12 protein-coding genes are annotated in these 18404 nt (G+C 33.6%); 9 read left to right on the plus strand and 3 right to left on the minus strand.

Going from position 1 to position 18404, the window contains the following annotated elements:
• Window positions 1-67 precede the first annotated feature (67 nt).
• The 8 genes from F0000_RS00960 (at window position 68) to F0000_RS00995 (ending at window position 12094) form a co-directional block, all read left to right on the plus strand.
• A complete protein-coding gene (locus F0000_RS00960; RefSeq protein ID WP_149622824.1) occupies window positions 68-1267 on the plus strand; it encodes an aspartate aminotransferase family protein in 1200 nt (399 codons plus the stop codon).
• A gap of 327 nt (window positions 1268-1594) precedes the next feature.
• On the plus strand, window positions 1595-2989 hold the full coding sequence (locus tag F0000_RS00965; RefSeq protein ID WP_149622825.1) for a tetratricopeptide repeat protein: 1395 nt from the start codon (window positions 1595-1597) through the stop codon (window positions 2987-2989).
• Between the two features lie 145 nt (window positions 2990-3134).
• Entirely contained in the window at window positions 3135-4100 is a 966-nt protein-coding gene (locus F0000_RS00970; RefSeq protein WP_149622826.1) for a DUF368 domain-containing protein, read from the plus strand.
• A 3-nt stretch (window positions 4101-4103) separates the two neighbouring features.
• Entirely contained in the window at window positions 4104-5132 is a 1029-nt protein-coding gene (locus F0000_RS00975) for a DUF368 domain-containing protein (protein ID WP_255452584.1), read from the plus strand.
• On the plus strand, window positions 5129-5857 hold the full coding sequence (locus F0000_RS00980) for a shikimate dehydrogenase (RefSeq protein WP_149622827.1): 729 nt from the start codon (window positions 5129-5131) through the stop codon (window positions 5855-5857). The genes F0000_RS00975 and F0000_RS00980 overlap by 4 nt, the downstream gene beginning before the upstream one ends.
• A 223-nt stretch (window positions 5858-6080) precedes the next feature.
• Entirely contained in the window at window positions 6081-8141 is a 2061-nt protein-coding gene (locus tag F0000_RS00985; RefSeq protein ID WP_149622828.1) for a DUF349 domain-containing protein, read from the plus strand.
• Between the two features lie 5 nt (window positions 8142-8146).
• On the plus strand, window positions 8147-8785 hold the full coding sequence (locus F0000_RS00990; RefSeq protein WP_149622829.1) for a class I SAM-dependent methyltransferase: 639 nt from the start codon (window positions 8147-8149) through the stop codon (window positions 8783-8785).
• A 402-nt stretch (window positions 8786-9187) separates the two neighbouring features.
• Window positions 9188-12094: an alpha-amylase family glycosyl hydrolase gene (locus tag F0000_RS00995; RefSeq protein WP_149622830.1), complete on the plus strand. Its 2907-nt coding sequence runs from the start codon at window positions 9188-9190 to the stop codon at window positions 12092-12094.
• A 364-nt stretch (window positions 12095-12458) separates the two neighbouring features.
• On the opposite strand, the gene mazG is transcribed toward F0000_RS00995, so the two are convergent.
• Window positions 12459-13232 carry a nucleoside triphosphate pyrophosphohydrolase gene (gene mazG, locus F0000_RS01000; protein WP_149622831.1) on the minus strand — a complete coding sequence of 258 codons (774 nt, stop codon included), beginning with the start codon at window positions 13230-13232 and terminating at the stop codon, window positions 12459-12461.
• 148 nt (window positions 13233-13380) lie between these two features.
• On the opposite strand from mazG, the gene F0000_RS01005 reads away from it, so the two are divergent.
• Window positions 13381-15378, plus strand: a complete 1998-nt coding sequence (locus F0000_RS01005) for an RICIN domain-containing protein (RefSeq protein WP_149622832.1) — start codon at window positions 13381-13383, stop codon at window positions 15376-15378.
• Between the two features lie 437 nt (window positions 15379-15815).
• On the opposite strand, the gene F0000_RS01010 is transcribed toward F0000_RS01005, so the two are convergent.
• Window positions 15816-16760, minus strand: a complete 945-nt coding sequence (locus tag F0000_RS01010; protein WP_149622833.1) for a nitronate monooxygenase family protein — start codon at window positions 16758-16760, stop codon at window positions 15816-15818.
• Window positions 16760-18373, minus strand: coding sequence for a S8 family serine peptidase (locus F0000_RS01015; RefSeq protein WP_149622834.1), 1614 nt, complete (start codon window positions 18371-18373; stop codon window positions 16760-16762). Before F0000_RS01015 ends, F0000_RS01010 begins: the two co-directional genes overlap by 1 nt.
• Window positions 18374-18404 lie beyond the last annotated feature (31 nt).

An 18404-nucleotide genomic window follows, 5' to 3' on the forward strand; every position in this document is an offset into this window, starting at 1 on the left:
ACATACAACCTCCTGATCATTTTTAGTAAAGCCATAAATACTTCAATATTTGACTTAAATTTGCTTTGTGAAAGAAGATTTTTATAAATATCAGGCACAGACAACATCACATCCTTTAGCACTGGAAATAGCTTATGCAGAAGGAAGCTATATATATACAAGCAATGACAAAAAATATCTTGATTTTGTAGCAGGAGTCTCTGCCTGCAGTCTGGGACATAAACATCCCAGAGTTGTAAATGCTGTAAAAGAGCAGATAGATAAATACTTACACGTCATGGTTTATGGTGAATATATCCAAAAACCCGCAGTAGAACTTACTAAATTATTAGCATCCCTTCTACCCCACCCTTTAGAAAAAACATACCTTACTAACTCAGGAACAGAAGCAATAGAAGGCGCTCTCAAACTAGCCAGAAGAACAACAGGAAGGAGCCAGATAATAGCAGCCAAGAACGCATATCATGGAAATACTATGGGAGCTATGAGTGTTATGGGCTATGAAGAAAGAAAACAGGCATTCAGACCTCTAATCCCGGACATCTCATTTATTTCCTTTAATAATGAATCAGACTTAAGCTATATTACAGAAAAAACAGCTGGAGTTATTCTGGAAACCATACAAGGAGGAGCTGGTTTTATTGAACCAAAAAATGACTACTTAAAAAAAGTTCGTGAACGTTGTTACCAAACAGGAGCTATCCTTATTTTGGATGAGATACAACCTGGATTTGGTAGAACTGGAAAATTATTTGGATTCCAAAACTATAATATACAACCTGATGTTTTAGTCATGGGTAAAGGAATGGGAGGAGGATTACCCATTGGAGCATTTACAGCATCTGCTGCGATGATGGATCTGTTCCAGGATCATCCTAAATTAGGACATATTACTACTTTTGGCGGAAATCCCGTAATAGCAGCTGCCGCTTTGGCAACATTACAGGAAATTACAGAAAGTGACGTAATGGCAGGGGCATTAAAAAAAGAAAAAATCTTTAGAACTCTATTAGTGCACCCTTTGATCAAAGAAATAAGAGGAATCGGATTAATGCTCGCCTTAATAACTGAGTCTACAGACATTACTAATGAAGTTATTCTGGGTTGTCAGGAAAAAGGATTAATTCTTTTTTGGTTACTATTCGAACCAAAAGCAGTACGAATCACACCGCCTTTAACCATATCAGAGGCAGAAATAAAAGAAGGTTGCCAGATAATTATTGAGATACTAGATGGAATTCAACAGAATAGAACTGAATACGTATGAATTTGGGTAATTTGTATAAAAATCATATATTGTAAGAATACAACTTATCCTTTTACACATTCAATTCTATTCAATAATTTTAAAATATAACAAAAGTTAATCCGTTAAACATTAATGGTATGTATTTTGTTAATTAGTTTGTTAAAAACAATTGATTTTTGAAGTAGTATAACCCGATTTCATTTGTAATTTTAATACTGAGGAAATCAATAATGCAAAAATAAATTAAGTAAAGAAATTTTGTAAGACTATATATTTAGTTGAGGAAAACATAAAAAGTTTTTCACAAGGCTTCTACGATTTATTGAGCACTTATAATCAACGTGTATGAAGTTTAGTCGCGACGAATTCGAAGAAAATAATTTCTCTATTACTCGGTATGAGTCTATGTTGAAATCTAATGATGTTAAGTTTTTTGATTCTGATGAATTTGAATCTATTATTCATCATTATCTGGAGAACGGGAAGATTGCAAAGGCAAAGAAAGCAATCTCTTTAGGTCTTTCTCAACATCCATCTTCTGTTAACCTTAAATTGTTACGTGTAGAAGTATTGGTCTTTGAAGATCGTCTTGATAAAGCAGACAACCTTCTTGCCCAACTCCACGCTATTGAACCAGAAAATGAAGAAATTTATATCCAGAAAGCAAATATTCTTTCTAAACAGAATGACCATATAAAAGCAATAGAATTATTAAGCACAGCTCTTGACTACACAGCAGATGAAGCCGATGTATATTCATTGATCGGAATGGAATATCTTTTTATGGATGATTTTGAAAATGCAAAAGAAAATTTCATGAGGTGTCTAGAAGTAGATAATCAAGATTATTCTGCCTTGTATAATATTATTTATTGCTTTGATTTTCTGGAACAACATGAGGAAGCTATTACATATCTCAATATGTTTTTAGATACAAACCCTTATTGCGAAGTCGCTTGGCATCAGGTAGGTAAGCAATATTTTGATCTCAAAGAATATGAAAAAGCACTGGCTGCCTTTGATTTTGCCATCATCAGTGATGAATATTTTATAGGTGCCTATCTGGAGAAAGGTAAAGTATTAGAAAAATTAAAGCGATATAATGAGGCTATCGAGAATTATCGAATTACTTTAGAATTAGATGACCCTACCTCTTTTGCCTTATTGAGAATAGGTAAATGTTTTGAACGATTAGGCAGTGATGATCTTGCCATACAGCATTATTCTAAGACAGTACATGAAGATCCATTATTAGATAAAGGATGGATCGCAATTACGGATTTCTATATGAGAAAGCGTAATTATCAGAAAGCACTATATTATACGAATAAAGCTATCAGCATAGATTCAGAAAATGTATTATACTGGAAACGATATGCTAAAATTAATAATAGACTTGCATTTTTTGAAGAAGCAGAACGCGGCTATAGAAAAGCATTAGAACTTGGCAATTATGAACTGGAAACCTGGTTAAACCGCTCTGATATTCTTAGATTTATAGGAGAATCGGATGCTGCTATTCAAAACATACATCAGGCTATTGAATTTTATCCGGAAAATGCTGAAGTACAGTATCGACTTGCCGGTCTGCATTATGAAAAACGAGAATACTCAACAGGAGAATACCACCTTAGAAAAGCGTTAGAACTAGATGTTGAGTATATCATTGTTCTTGAAGAGTTATTTGAAAAAATATATAACCTTACCATAGTACAAAACATCATTTCTGAATATAAATAATTACCTTAGTAGCTATTACTATCTTGTTACAAACAAAATAAGAAGGAGACACCCTTGATTCTTTCTAAATCGTTCTTTTTAAGTTCGTATTTTCATTCAAAAAATACATACATTTGTTTGTATAACAAATATAAAAAGAAAAAGAATGCAACGAAGTCTTAAGGACTACTTAGTAATCTCATTAAAAGGACTTGCTATGGGAGCAGCAGATGTTGTTCCTGGAGTTTCTGGAGGAACTATTGCCTTTATTTCAGGAATCTATGAAGAGCTAATTGCTACTATAAATACATTAGACCTGGCTTTTTTTAAGGTGTGGAAAAACGAAGGATTCATCGCTTCCTGGAAAAAATATAACGTATCGTTTCTTCTCGCGCTCTTTACAGGAATTGCAATAAGTATTCTATCTCTTGCCAAAATCATTAAATGGTTATTACATAATGAACCCTTGTTATTGTGGTCTTTTTTCTTTGGATTAGTATTGGCCAGTATTGTTTATATTGGTAAACAGATCAGTGCCTGGAATCTAAAAGTTATTCTAAGCATTATCCTGGCGGCAATTGTTTCTTATTTTATAACTATTGCCGAGCCCATAGCTTCCCCAGAAAGTCTATGGTATTTGCTATTTTGTGGGTTTATAGCTATCATAGCGATGATTCTCCCGGGAGTATCCGGAGCTTTTATTTTATTAATTCTGGGAGCTTACCAGACCTTCATTGATATTTTAAATCAATTTAGAGAAGGATTAACAAGTATGAATTTTGAAATGATTTGGCAAGCATTCTATAAAATCTTAATCATAGCTGTAGGCGCTATTGTTGGTCTAAAGATATTTTCTAAAGTATTAAACTGGATGTTTTCTAAACATAAAAATATTACTTTAGGAATTCTCACAGGGTTTATGATTGGTTCATTAAACAAATTATGGCCCTGGAAAAAAGTAATCTCCTGGAGAAAAAACTCAGAAGGTCTTCAAGTTCCTTTTATCGAAAAAAGTATATTACCCAATCATTTTAAAGGTGAACCCCAAATTTTGTGGGTACTTCTTTTTATCAGTATTGGTTTTTTATTAATACTCACTTTAGAGCGTCTGGCTACAAAAAAAGAACGTTAGTATATGCCTCAAAATACCAGAACCTTTAGTGATAAGTTTTTTTTAGTTATTAAAGGATTGGCTATGGGTGCTGCAAATAAAGTACCTGGTGTTTCTGGAGGAGTAGTCGCTTTTGTAGCTGGCTTTTATGAAGAATTTATTTATTCTCTTCAAAAAATAAACCTAAAAGCTCTTAAACTCTTTATCAATTTTAGATTTAAAAGTTTCTGGCAATATATCAATGGTCGTTTTCTTTTGCTCCTCATTTTAGGAATGCTTATTAGTTATTTTAGTGTTTCCAAAATATTGGATTACTTCATTATGCATTACGAACTATATGTATGGGCTTCCTTTTTTGGGATGATTATTGGTTCTATTTATTATATCGTAAAAGATTTTGATGACTGGAGCAGGCGTAATATATGTTTTATCCTTATCGGAATTATTATCGGAGTAAGCATTAGCCTTATGGATCCCGCACATGAAAATGACAATCTATGGTTTGTCTTTTTCTGTGGTATTGTTGGCGTATCCGGTATGACTCTACCCGGCTTATCAGGTTCTTTTATACTTATCCTTTTCGGGAATTACGTGCTCTTATTAGTCGATTCTGTAAATGCCTTATACGATACAATCGCAGACTTAATAAAATGGGATTTTTCCTTTATATATAATGTACAACGTACACGATTACTCAAAGTTTTACTTGTTTTTAGCTTAGGATCAATAACAGGTTTAGTTACATTATCACATCTTTTGGGCTATGTTTTAAAACATTATAAGAATGCTACTTTTGCTGCAATTATCGGATTTATTACAGGATCACTAGGTGTTGTCTGGCCCTGGAAAAACAAAGTTTATAAATTAAATAAACTAGAGGAAATAATGATCGATGCTCAGGGAAACCCCATATTAGATAATTATGACCGTTACCTGCCAGATTTAACCTCGGCATCAACATATATCGGATTCTTTTATATCTGTATAGGAATTGCCATTGTTTTGTGGCTGGAATGGTACGGTAAAAAAACCATAAAAACCTTACCAAAATGAACAAATACGGATTACTTGGAAGAAATATTGGATATTCCTTTTCGAGAAATTACTTCTCGAAGAAATTTGAAAAAGACAATCTACCTAATACCTATCAAAATTTTGATCTTCAAAACATAGAAGCACTAAAATCGGTATTTCAAAATGAAGATATAAAAGGAATGAATGTTACAATTCCTTATAAAGAAGAAGTAATCTCCTATTTAGATGATCTTGATCCTATTGCCAAAGAAATTGGTGCTGTCAATGTAATAAAAATTAGTCCTGATGGAAAACTAAAAGGATACAATAGTGATTACTACGGTTTTACAAAATCATTAAAACCATTGCTTAATAGTTCAATTAAAAAAGCATTAATTTTAGGAACTGGAGGAGCTTCAAAAGCTATTTCATATGCATTGAACTCCTTAGATATTGATCATACTTTTGTTTCCAGAAATCCCGACTTTAATGAGCTAAGTTATACCGACATCGATGAAGATATCATCCATGATTTTAAACTTATCATAAACTGTACTCCATTAGGAACACATCCTAATACAGACAACTATCCGGATATTCCATATGAATATCTAGGAGAACATCACGTATTATATGATTTGATTTACAACCCTGACGAAACTACTTTTATGAAAAAAGGAAAAGAAAACGGTGCAAAAGTATCTAATGGACTACAAATGCTAATTTTACAAGCAGAAAAATCCTGGGAAATCTGGAATCAATAATGTAGCAATTTTAAACCGAACTTTTACCATAAATTTATATGGTAAAACCCTAAAATCTCATATTATTTTTGAGTTTATACCAGATGTTAGTATCTTAGTCTCATGTATTATACCTGTTAAAATTTTAAGTTTATTCATAATAAAAGCAGAAAAAGTTTTTTTGATTACTATATTTAAAAAGTTAAAAAGGTATTAAGCTCAGATAAACAAAAACATTCACACAATGTCCACACACGATAACCTGCCCGAGGCAGATGGAAACGAAGAAAACAAGATCAAAACTTTGGAAGAAAATACTGAAAACACAGTATCTGAGACATCAGAAGTTAGCACTAATGATAATGAATTAAAAGATGCTGAACCTACAGAAACTCCTGAGGTTGTTGAAAAAGCTGTTGAGGAAAATATTCCTGATAAAGCGTCTAATACTGATGTAGAAAAGTCTGACACTACTACAGAACAAACAGTCGCAAAAACCACTACTGAATCTGGTAATAAAATTCAGAATGAGATGGATGAGGCAGTGGCAAAAGACAGTGAGGATGAGGCTAAACTCGAACGTCATGATATAGAGAAGAAAGACTACCACTCTATGAGTAAAGAAGAACTTATCAAAGAGTTACGCCATCTTGTTAGTACTGAGAAAATTCAGGCGATTAAGGAACATGTTGAAGAAATTAAAAACGAGTTTAATGATAAATTTAATGAAGAGGCAGAACAGAAAAAAGATGAGTTTTTAACCGAAGGTGGTGATATTATTGATTTCTACTACTCTACTCCATTAAAGAAAGAATTTAATTCTGTCTATTTTGATTATAAAGAAAAACGTAATGCATATTACCAAAATCTCAAAAAAGACCTACAAGCTAATTTACAAAAAAGATTAGACCTCATTGAGGAACTTAAAGGACTTCTTAATATTGAAGAAAATATAAATACGACCTATAATCATTTTAAGGAAATCAAGGAAAAATGGCATAATGCAGGGCCAATTCCTAGAGATAAATACAATACTGTATGGAATACATACCATCACCATACTGAGAATTTTTATGATTTCCTGCACCTGAACAGAGATTTTAGAGATCTTGATTTTAAGCACAATCTAGAGCAGAAACTCAAAATAATAGAACGAGCCACAGAACTCGCTCAGGAAACCGATGTCAATAGAGCTTTTAGAGAATTACAAATTCTTCATAAAATGTGGAAAGAAGACTTGGGCCCTGTTGCAAAAGAATATAGAGAACCGATCTGGGAGAAATTCAGTGCGCTTACCAAACAAATTCACGAAAATCGACAACAACACTTTAAAGATCAGGATAAAGTTTACGAAAAAAATCTTGAAGTAAAACAAGATATTATCGATAAGATTGTTGAAACAGCTTCTGTTCATCCTAAAAACCATAGTGGTTGGCAGCAAAAAATCAAAGAAATAGAAGCACTTAGAGAAGAATTTTTTAAAGCAGGTAAAGTTCCTTCTAGTGTGAATGAAGAAACGTGGAGTCAGTTCAAAAGCGCCGTTAGAGAATTTAATCGAAATAAGAACGCTTTTTATAAAAGTCTTAAAAAAGATCAATTTGACAACCTTAATAAAAAAATGGAATTGATCAAAATTGCAGAAGACAATAAGGATAGTGATGATTTTTCTGTAACGACTCCATTGATGAAAAAGATTCAATCTGATTGGAAAAAGATTGGACACGTCCCCAGAAAAGATAGTGACAGAATATGGAAACGTTTTAAAGATGCTTGTAATTCGTATTTTGATAGAATCCATGCAGAGAGAAATGAAGCTGACAAAGAAGAGATGGAAGCTTATGAAAGAAAGCTAGCACATATTGAAAATATCAAATCACTAAAACTATCTGGAGATCCGGAAACTGATCTTACAACTATTAAAGAAAATATCAATATCTGGAAAACCTTAGGAAGAGTTCCTTATAAGAAGAAAAACATAGAATCTGATTACAACAAAATCTTAGACTCTCTTTTTTCGCAACTTAATTTAAGTCGCCAGGAGACTGAAATGATAAAATATGACAACAAACTTAGTTCAATGTCTAATCAGAGTGATGATAGAGTACTGAGAAATGAACAAAATTTTATCCGTAAAAAAATAGATGAAGTTAAAGCTGAAATCCGCCAACTAGAGAATAATCTTCAGTTCTTCAAACACGCAAAGGATGATAATCCAATGGTATTAGATGTTAAAAAGAATATTGCCAAACATCAGGAAAGTCTTAATGTTTGGGAAGCAAAATTAAGGAAGATTAAGCAACTCTAGTTTTTATGAGTTGCTCCCTTTGCGGTTCACAAACCCGAGATTTTTCGGTCACCCATAAGCGAACATATTCCAGATGTGTGCAATGTGACGGTATATCACTGCATCCATCTTATTATCTTTCTAAACAATTAGAAAAACAACGATACGATGCACATCATAATGATGTTAATGATAGTGGTTATCAAAGTTTTGTATCACCTATTATCCAATCCGTAGTTATAGACTATGATAAAACTCATAAGGGATTGGATTTTGGCAGTGGTAGCGGACCAGTTGTCACAATGATGCTAAGAGATAAAGGATTTGATGTTCAAACATTTGATCCTTTTTTTGACCCCAATACAATAGCTCTCAAAACTACATATGACTATATCATTTGCTGTGAAGTCATGGAGCATTTCTATCACCCTGATAAGGAATTTAAACTCTTACGTTCTTTACTCAACCCGAATGGAACTTTATATTGTAAAACTAACGTATATAATGACACGATAAACTTTGATACCTGGTGGTATAAAAATGATGCTACTCACGTATTTTTCTACACAAAAAAAACAATACACTGGATTAAGAAAGAATACAATTTCAATACCGTATTCATCAGAGAAAATCTTATTACTTTCAAACGCGAAACAAATAAATAATCACCGAGGCAGAGCCATCGGAGTATTCAAAGGAAGAAAGTTTATTTTTTAGTTTTATGAAAACATCAGGTTTTCAAACTTTCCTCTTGACCACCGAGGCTCTGCCTCGGGGAATTCTAATGATTAAACCCCATTTCTGGTTTTAAAATACACTAATAAAAAAAGAGCAAATTTTAATAGGTAATTTTAAATCAGAAATGGTATGGTCATACTGTAATCGTTACTATTCTTACGGTTATAACGCATCTAATCCTCTCTAAATTAAAATCTTATCAACACGAAAACGTTTGCGTTAAAAATAATACAGCATAAGCAATAATTTATTCTATAAATTGCTGTATTCATATTTTTTTTACTAAAAAACACCAGTAATTCTTTATAAAAACACAAACGCTACAACTCATGAAAAACTCATTACTCAAGATTCTAAGTATTTTTTGCTTAGTGACTACCCTATCCAGCTCCTATATACTAAAGGCACAAACAGATTTTAGAGAAGAAACTATTTACTTTTTAATAACAACACGTTTCTTTGATGGTGACCCTGATAACAATGTTCCTACAGAATGGTCATCGTATAACTCTGATCCCAATATTAACCCTGCTATCACAGATCCTGATGATGTTACCTGGAGAGGAGATTTTAAAGGGTTAATCCAAAAATTGGACTATATCAAAGATTTAGGATTTACGGCAATTTGGATAACTCCCATTGTGCATAATCGGAGCCCATTAGACTACCACGGGTATCATGCCTGGGATTTTACAAAAGTAGATCCAAGATTAGAATCTCCTGGAGCCACATTTCAGGATTTAATTAATGAAATTCATGCCCGCGATATGAAAATTGTATTAGATATAGTAACCAACCATGCCGGTCGTTTTGGTATAAAAGACGTTGCTGAGATTAAATATAATACGGATCCTGCAAAACCTTGGTTTACCCCAGATAATCCAAACTGGAAATATGATGGTATAACTACAAATCCAGAAGATGGTCTTATCTGGAGTAGAGCTAATCTTGCTAAAATGCCTCCTCCATATAATCAAAACTTAGCTGCGTTTAATTTTCCAAGTAAGGAAAATTATGTAGATACTTCTGATCCGGATTGGTATCATCATTCTGGTAATGGTTTTGCACAAGGCTTTGATGATGTCGAGAATTTACAAAACAGAGCACTAGCCGGAGATACTCCGGATCTTAATACAGGAAGTCCGGTTGTTAGAGATTATTTAATAAATGCTTATACCAAATATATCAATATGGGAGTAGATGCTTTTAGATGGGATACAGTGAAACATATGAGTAGAGAAGATATTATATATTTCTATGATGCTTTTAAAGCGGTAAACCCTAATTTATTCATTTTTGGAGAAGTAGCTCAAAAGCGTCATGAACTCCATTCTGTAGAAGAAACCAACCCTCATTACTACACCTGGAGAGGAGCTGTAAACAACTCGGCACCACTAGACTTAGCCGTTATTGATTTCTTTGGCGAAGCTACTTTTCACGGTACTTTTGAAGAAGGGCAATCATTCCCTACTGTAAAAGCAGCAGCAAGATATGATCATTTATATAGTGATCCCTCTACCCTAATCACCTGGTTAGACAATCATGATTTTGGACCAAATAATGACTGGAATAGACGCTATGGCGGATCTGATGAAAATCTAGCTGCCTGCATGAATTTCATGTTTACCTGGCGAGGAATTCCAACAGTATATTATGGTACCGAAATGAGATTTAAGGCAGGAGAATTTAATGATATTCACGATGCCGCAGGAATTAGAGAATCTATTAATAAAACTGGAAGAGCCTATTATGGTGATGTAATGGGGCAAGCTCGCAATCATAAAATATACAAGCATTTAAAAAAACTAAATGCTATGAGAAAAGCGATCCCAGCATTACAAAAGGGAAATTGGGCGTGGAAAGAAGCTCCTGGAAATGCTGTATCATATCGAAGAGTCTATCAGGGAAGCGAAGTTGCTGTTGGACTAGCTAAAGATGGCGATGCCTCCTTCAGTATTTCTGGTATGACTAACGGCCTATACCGCGATGCTGTTACTGGTAGAGAAATTACTTCCCAAAATGGAGTATTAAACTTTACAGTGACATCTGGTTCTGCCGGAATTTATGTTCTAAATGGCCCAGGGATCATAGGAAGCTGTGGAGCTGGTTTTTTTGAGAATTGTATTAATGAACCTGGTACCCCTGTAGTAATTATAAACCCTACTACTACAAATTCAGAAGATCCTATCCGGGTAACCTTAGAAAGTGCCGGAGGAGCGGGTTCACCTTATAATATATATTATACTACCAATGGAACGATTCCTACCATATCTAGCACACAATACAGTGCTCCTTTTACCATTACAGAATCTACAACCATTAATGCCATAACTTATGATAAAGAAGGTACGGCATCAGATATCGTTACTAAAAATTATCGGGTTGGTGCTATTGAAGGATTGCACGTTTATTTTAAAAAACCACCTACTTGGTCACAAGTAAATGTACACTATTGGAATGAGTTTCCTAATGTATTATCTACTAGTAACTGGCCTGGACCATCAATGAACAGAATTGATAACTCTGATTGGTATGTGTACATTTTTGAAGGTGTAGAGAGTACAAGCCTTTTGTTTAATGATCAGGGAAGTACTAAAACTGATGATCTTACCCGAAATCGTGATGGATGGTATTATAATGGTGTTTGGTATGATAGCAATCCAGAAGACACTCCGAATCAAGATTTAACCATATATTTTAAATCTGATTCTTTTGCTTTACCCAGCATTTATTTCTGGCAAGTAACACCATCTGGATTATCAACAGCCTGGCCTGGAGAACCTATGTTATCAGATGCAGATGGGTGGTATCGTTATACATTATCAAATACTACCTGTGCTAATCTGATATTCAGTAATAATGGTGCATCGCAAACATCTGATCTAAACAGATGCAAAAATGGATGGTTTTACAATGGAACTTGGTTTGATGAAAAGCCTGACTTATTAAGATTAAACAGTATTAATCCACAGAGTAGTAATAGTATTCAAATTTACCCAAACCCTATTATAGAAAATTCTATAATAGCATTGCACACTTATAATGAAAAAAGTCAAATCAAAATAGAATTTATAAATGTCTATGGAAAATCAAAAATTATATTTGATAAAAAAGTTGATAAAGGAAACCATCAATTTGAGCTGCAAAAAAATGCATCTTCATTAGCAAGTGGCATATACTTCTGTAGGATCACCATTGATGATACATCAATTACTAAAAAAATTATAAAAAGATAAAACCGATTCCATTTCACCCCTTTTTATACTAATTACCCATTAGCAGTAGCTAGTGGGTAATTTTCTCGCTATAATACTACTATTTTGATTTAAAATTTGCTCTTTTTCGTTTATACTTCAAAATAAAAGCTCAGAAGAATGACCAAAAATAATTCTAAATACAACCTAACACTCATTGATAAACACTTAAAAACAAAAAACAATATCGGTCTATTTATTTTTTTTGAAATATCCTTGAGATATTATCATAAAACCCATCGATTGAAGCTGTAATTTATTAAATCTTACACTATATCCATAAGTTAGATTTTCAGTTTTTAAGAATACACAGAATATGTAATGAGATAATGAACTCATCTTGGGCTTATATTTTTTTAGCTTCTTCCCAAAAAACATCCATTTCTGCCAAGGTCATTTCTTTAATATCTTTACTTTTTTCCTTTGCTTTTTCCTCTAAATACTGAAAGCGTTTTATAAACTTTTTATTCGTTCGTTCTAAAGCATTCTCCGGGTTTATGTTCAGGAAGCGTGCATAGTTAATCATAGAAAACAATACATCTCCGAACTCAGCCTCAATCTTATCTTGATTTTGTTCATTGATTTCGTGCTGCAATTCTCCTAATTCTTCTTGCAGTTTCTCAAATACTTGTGCTGGTTCTTCCCAATCAAAACCTACTCCAGCTACTTTATCCTGTATTCTACTTGCTTTAACTAATGCTGGCAAAGATCTTGGAACACCTTGTAGAACACTCGTTTTACCCTCTTTTAGCTTTAAGTTTTCCCAATTACGCTTTACCTCTTCTTCATCCGTAACTTGAACATCTCCATAAATATGTGGGTGGCGATTAATTAATTTTTCACAAATCTCATTGGCTACATCTGCAATATCAAAATCCTTCGTCTCGCTGCCAATTTTTGAATAAAAAACAATATGTAATAATAAATCTCCCAATTCTTTTTTTACTTCTACAAGATCATTATCCAGAATGGCATCGCCCAATTCATACGTTTCTTCTATAGTGAGATGTCGTAACGATTGTAGTGTCTGTTTTTTGTCCCAAGGACATTGTTCGCGCAGCTCATCCATTATTGATAATAAACGATCGATCGCTTTTAGTTGGTTTTTTCTGGAATTCATGGTATCTACTTTTTGTCAAAAATAAGCATTATGAGAACTATCATTCTTAAAAAAGAAAACAAGTTAAAATCTTAACTATCAAACTATAGCTGTTTTTTTAACATTTTTAAGTAACTTTATAAATAACACAAATTTAACTATCAGAATTATGAAATTTTCACTAAAAACTATTCCATTAGGGAAAATAGCATTTCTCTTTATGCTATTTCAATGGAATATTCAAATCAACGCACAATTTACTGAAATCAATGCCAGCAATGGAGGAAAAGTTCTTCGCGCAAATGCTCCCGGAGGAACAGGAAATGTTCAGGACATAAGAAACAAGTTAACTGCTGCCGGAGTTCCGGCAGAGGCCATTAATTCCAGACTTACCAATGGAGTATTTTCTAGAAATATTGCGCAAACAGCGGCTGTAAAAGAAACTGCTTCTTTTATTAGTAACACAAATAACAGACCAGCAACATATACAGGAACTGGACAAGTAGTGAATGCTAATAACCTAGAAAACCGAAGAGCAGCTATTGCTGCCAATGGAGGAACCTTTATTTTTAGAGGAACCATTAATATTCCTTCAAAAAGCAAATTGATTCAGGTAGGATCTAATACTACTATATGGATTGATGGAACGGTAAAATATACAGGACCTATAATCCCTGGCACTACACCTGATATTTTTTCTGTTAGCGATGTTATCAACGGAGCCTTTGAAGTACGTGGTTCTAATAATAGTAACACCAAAAATAATGTCAAATTTTTTGGAACAAGAAGGGGGAAAATAGAAACAAATGATCGAGCTGCAGGTATTTTTACAAGATTCGCTAGAAATCTTACGATTCAGGGGATTAAATTTGTAAAATGCCGCAATGTAGTTTTTGTTAATAATACCTTTGGATCTAGTGTAGTAAGGGGTAATATTATTCATAACTCTACCCGCAGAGCCATCCATATCAAAGCCTCCAGAGATGTTTTAATTGAAAAGAATTTCATTTATGACGCAGATGTAGATGGCATTGACCTTGATGCATTTTCTAAATTTGCTAAAGTAAGAAAAAATGTACTGGTTAAGTCAGGAAGCAGATATCAGGTATGGACAGAAATTGTAACAACAGATTGTGAAATTGATGCAAATGTAGGCATCCACGTAAACAAAACAGATGGTGGTTTTCAGGAAAATGGAAGTGAAAACGGACAAAGCCCAACAGCCAGGAATAAATGGACTAATAATCATGTCTTTTATGCTGACGGCACCGCATATCGGCAGGGGTTTTCTTTTCATCCACAGCGTGTAATTGATAAAGGATCTACTACATTTAATAATAATTTTGTTTGGCAGACAGAAAATAGTGCTCACAAACGAAATCCAAAAAATAACACTTTGCAGGATGTAAAATATTACATTTCTAATGGGAGTGCTCCACCACCTCCTCCCCCAACAGGAAACAGCAACTTGGTTCATATAAGAAAACGTAATGCAGGAAATTTTGCAATTGATGGCAGAAGCGGTGGCAGCAACGGACAAAATGTTTACTTATGGAACCAAAATAGCAGTAATAATAATCAGCAATGGGAAGAAATAGACCGAGGAAATGGGTTTTATTCCTATAAAAAGAAAGGAACCAACTTTTGCCTTGATGGAGGAAATGGTGGTGATAATGGACAAAATATATATCTCTGGTCCTGTAGTGCTAACAATCAAAATCAACATTGGAAAAAAATAAGTGTTGGTGGCGACAACTATCGTCTCGAGAAAAGAAATGCTCCTGGTTATAGTATTGATGGGAATAATGGAGGAAATGCCGGGCAAAATATATATCTATGGAGTTCTAATAATAACAACCAAAACCAGCATTGGAAATTCACCTCTGTAAATAACAGATCTAATAATTTTGATACGATAACTGATGGAGCAATTACTATGTTTCCTAATCCAGTATCGGATCAACTTACTATTATGGGATTAACGAATGAAAAATATAATTTGCATATATATAACATCCAGGGAGCTCTTTCTTATGATAAAGAAATAAGAATACAAGATAAAACTGCTACTGTGGATATATCAAATCTCCCAGTTGGTTCATATATCATAAAAATTTTCAACAGCAATAATGTATTAGCAACTGAGTTACTGATGATCAACAGATAAGTCCATTTCTGTTTTTAAAATATTCATTAAAATTTGCGCTATTTCGTTTGTATTTCAAAAAGAAACTATGGCTATGACTATCTCTTAATTTTCATTTTTATCTAAACAAGAAATGGTCGTATTTTATTTGAGTATTTTAAAACCCAAAGTGATATAACTTCAAATGATCAGTGTGCTATAGATAACCTATTATTATGAGTTTAGACTATTTTATTTAAAAATAATTTTTAAATAAAATAGTCTAATACGATTTGTGATTAAAAAATTCGTATAAATTCATTGAATTATTTTTTCTTTATGCAAGGCAAAAAAATCAAGCATAGCTATAGCTACGGTTTATTTTTTAAACGAAGTAGAAAGGAAAAAGAAACGATGAATATGCGAAATTTTTAGTTATAAATCGTATAAACTCTAAAATAAAATTAAACCATTAATAACTACAGAGTCAATTTACTCATATAGATTTGAGTTTCTCGATAACCAGAAATTAGGTCAAGCATAATATCAGCTACTGATTTTATATCGTGAATCAGCCCTGAAACTTGTCCGATTTCTAACTCGCCTTCTTCCAAATCTCCTTCAAACATTCCTCTTTTTGCTCGTGCCCTTCCCAATAGCGTTTTTAGCTCTTCTACAGAAGGTCCTTTAGTATATAATGCTGTGATGTCTTGATAAAATTTATTTTTCAATAATCGTACGGGTGCTAATTCTTTTAAGGTAAGATGTGTATCTCCTTCTTTTGCATTTACTATCAATTGCTTGAAATCTGCATGAGAAGAAGCTTCTGTGCTTGCCACAAATCTACTCCCTATCTGTACTCCATCTGCTCCTAATGCCATAACTGCATACATGGCACTACCAGTTGCTATACCTCCGGCAGCAATCAAAGGAATATTAATCTTCTCTTTAACCATCGGAATTAATGTTAATGTAGTCGATTCATCTCTTCCATTATGACCTCCTGCTTCAAAACCTTCAGCAACCACAGCATCTACTCCTGCTTCCTGAGCTTTTAGGGCAAATTTGACACTACTTACTACATGAACTACAGTAATTCCTTTTTCTTTTAAATAAGAGGTATAGGTCTTCGGATTTCCAGCAGAGGTAAAAACTATTTTTACCTCTTCTTCAATAACAATCTGAATAATTTCCTCCAGATTAGGGTATAACATCGGAATATTTACTCCAAAAGGCTTATCTGTTGCTTTTTTACATTTTTGGATATGTTCCCTAAGAATATCCGGATACATAGAACCTGCTCCAATCAATCCTAATCCTCCGGTATTGCTAACCGCACTTGCTAACCTCCAGCCACTAGCCCATATCATTCCACCTTGTACAATAGGATATTGTACATTAAAAAGTTTTTTAATTTTATTCATTAATATTTTAAAATCTTCAATGCGTGACGTACATCATCAGCGGTTACTTCAACTATATAAATCCCTGATGACAAATCATTTAAAGATACATAATCAGTATTTACCAATGCTTCTGATTTTATCATTCTCCCTTCTAAGGTAGAAATTTTTATCTGTAGTGACTTATTAGTTGTATTAAAAAATAATCTATCGCGGACAGGATTAGGGTACATTTTAAAACGTTCTGTATCGGTAAGGGATAAACTTGATAAAATTACTTTAAAATCAGGAATACCATATCCTAACTGATTTGTGGGATTATTATATATCGAGCCTGATTCTCGGATCAATTGCATAATCTCTCCATTAGTCATCGATGGAAAAGCTTGCCACAAACAGGCTACAGCTCCTGCCATTATTGGCGAACTAAAAGAAGTTCCGCTACTGGTCGATACAGAATTATCAGGGCGAATTACTGCTGCCCCAAAACCTTTTGCCACCACATCTGGTTTCATTCGATTATCTGCAGTAGGGCCTCTGGAACTAAAAGAAGCATAATTACCTGCTGCGTTGATGGCTCCAATAGTCAATACTCCTGGCGCATCTCCTGGTGCTGTAATAATCCCCCAACTACTATTTCCAGAATTTCCCGCAGATACTACCAATAACATTCCTTTATCAAAAGCCATATTAGCACCTCGGGAGATAAAAGCCGTTTGACCATCCATATCAGATGTCTTATATTCATAAGCAGGATTATCAAATCCCGTAGAATATCCTAAAGATGTATTAATAACATTAACTCCCAAACTATCTGCACGTTCTGCCGCTTCTACCCACAAAGCTTCCTCTTTTGGGCCTTCTGTAGCAACATCTTCTGTTATAAACAAGTAATAATTTGCGTCTGGGGCTGTACCTACAAACTCACCATCAATATACCCTGCAATATCACTAAAAGTTTGAGTCCCATGAGAACTACCAGAAAAAGAAAATTCATTATCGTCTCTCCTTACAAAATCATATCCATCCAGTAGTCTTCCCTCATCCCTCGCTCGCTTAAATCCATCCATAGTATTCACCCCAGGAAATCCTGAATCCATAACAGCAATTGTCATTCCTGTACCTGTATAATCCTGTTGATGTAAATATTCTGCATTTAACTGTTCGATTTGTTGAGTAGCGGCTCCATAATTGAAATCAGTCTTTATTTCAAATTTATTATTTTCTGTAAATACGGGTTCCTTTTTTGTTCTAATTGATTTGGTAGAATCCAAAGAATTATCGGCATAGTCTATACTTGCTACAAAGCTCAAAATCTGTAAATTACTTATATTTGTTTGTGTTCCTCTTACATATAGACAATTGAACCACTTAGACTTTGCCAACACAGTAATTCCTGTTGCGTTTTTTATTTGAGTAATATAATTTTCATTAACGGGAACATCCTTTTCATCTATTACCACAGCATGTCGATTTTTTCGATCTATAGCTTTTTGAGTAAGAATTGTTAAGGGATTTGCAATAGCATCAGCTACGTTTTCTTTATCTGTAAAATACACCCAGGCATCTTCTTCCTGTGCGAATGATATCAGGTTACTAAAAACAATAAAGATTAATAGAGTAATATTTTTCACTTTATAAGGTTTTAAAGTTTAAAAAGTAATT

Source organism: Aquimarina sp. RZ0, assembly GCF_008370685.1.
Lineage (GTDB): Bacteria > Bacteroidota > Bacteroidia > Flavobacteriales > Flavobacteriaceae > Aquimarina.

Bases quoted from the DNA above. Each gene is read 5' to 3' on its own strand.
- F0000_RS00965 (WP_149622825.1), top strand. From the start codon at position 1,595: ATGAAGTTTAGTCGCGACGAATTCGAAGAAAATAATTTCTCTATTACT.
- F0000_RS00970 (WP_149622826.1), top strand. From the start codon at position 3,135: ATGCAACGAAGTCTTAAGGACTACTTAGTAATCTCATTAAAAGGACTT.
- F0000_RS00975 (WP_255452584.1), top strand. From the start codon at position 4,104: ATGCCTCAAAATACCAGAACCTTTAGTGATAAGTTTTTTTTAGTTATT.
- F0000_RS00980 (WP_149622827.1), top strand. From the start codon at position 5,129: ATGAACAAATACGGATTACTTGGAAGAAATATTGGATATTCCTTTTCG.
- F0000_RS00985 (WP_149622828.1), top strand. From the start codon at position 6,081: ATGTCCACACACGATAACCTGCCCGAGGCAGATGGAAACGAAGAAAAC.
- F0000_RS00990 (WP_149622829.1), top strand. From the start codon at position 8,147: ATGAGTTGCTCCCTTTGCGGTTCACAAACCCGAGATTTTTCGGTCACC.
- F0000_RS00995 (WP_149622830.1), top strand. From the start codon at position 9,188: ATGAAAAACTCATTACTCAAGATTCTAAGTATTTTTTGCTTAGTGACT.
- mazG (WP_149622831.1), bottom strand. From the start codon at position 13,232: ATGAATTCCAGAAAAAACCAACTAAAAGCGATCGATCGTTTATTATCA.
- F0000_RS01005 (WP_149622832.1), top strand. From the start codon at position 13,381: ATGAAATTTTCACTAAAAACTATTCCATTAGGGAAAATAGCATTTCTC.
- F0000_RS01010 (WP_149622833.1), bottom strand. From the start codon at position 16,760: ATGAATAAAATTAAAAAACTTTTTAATGTACAATATCCTATTGTACAA.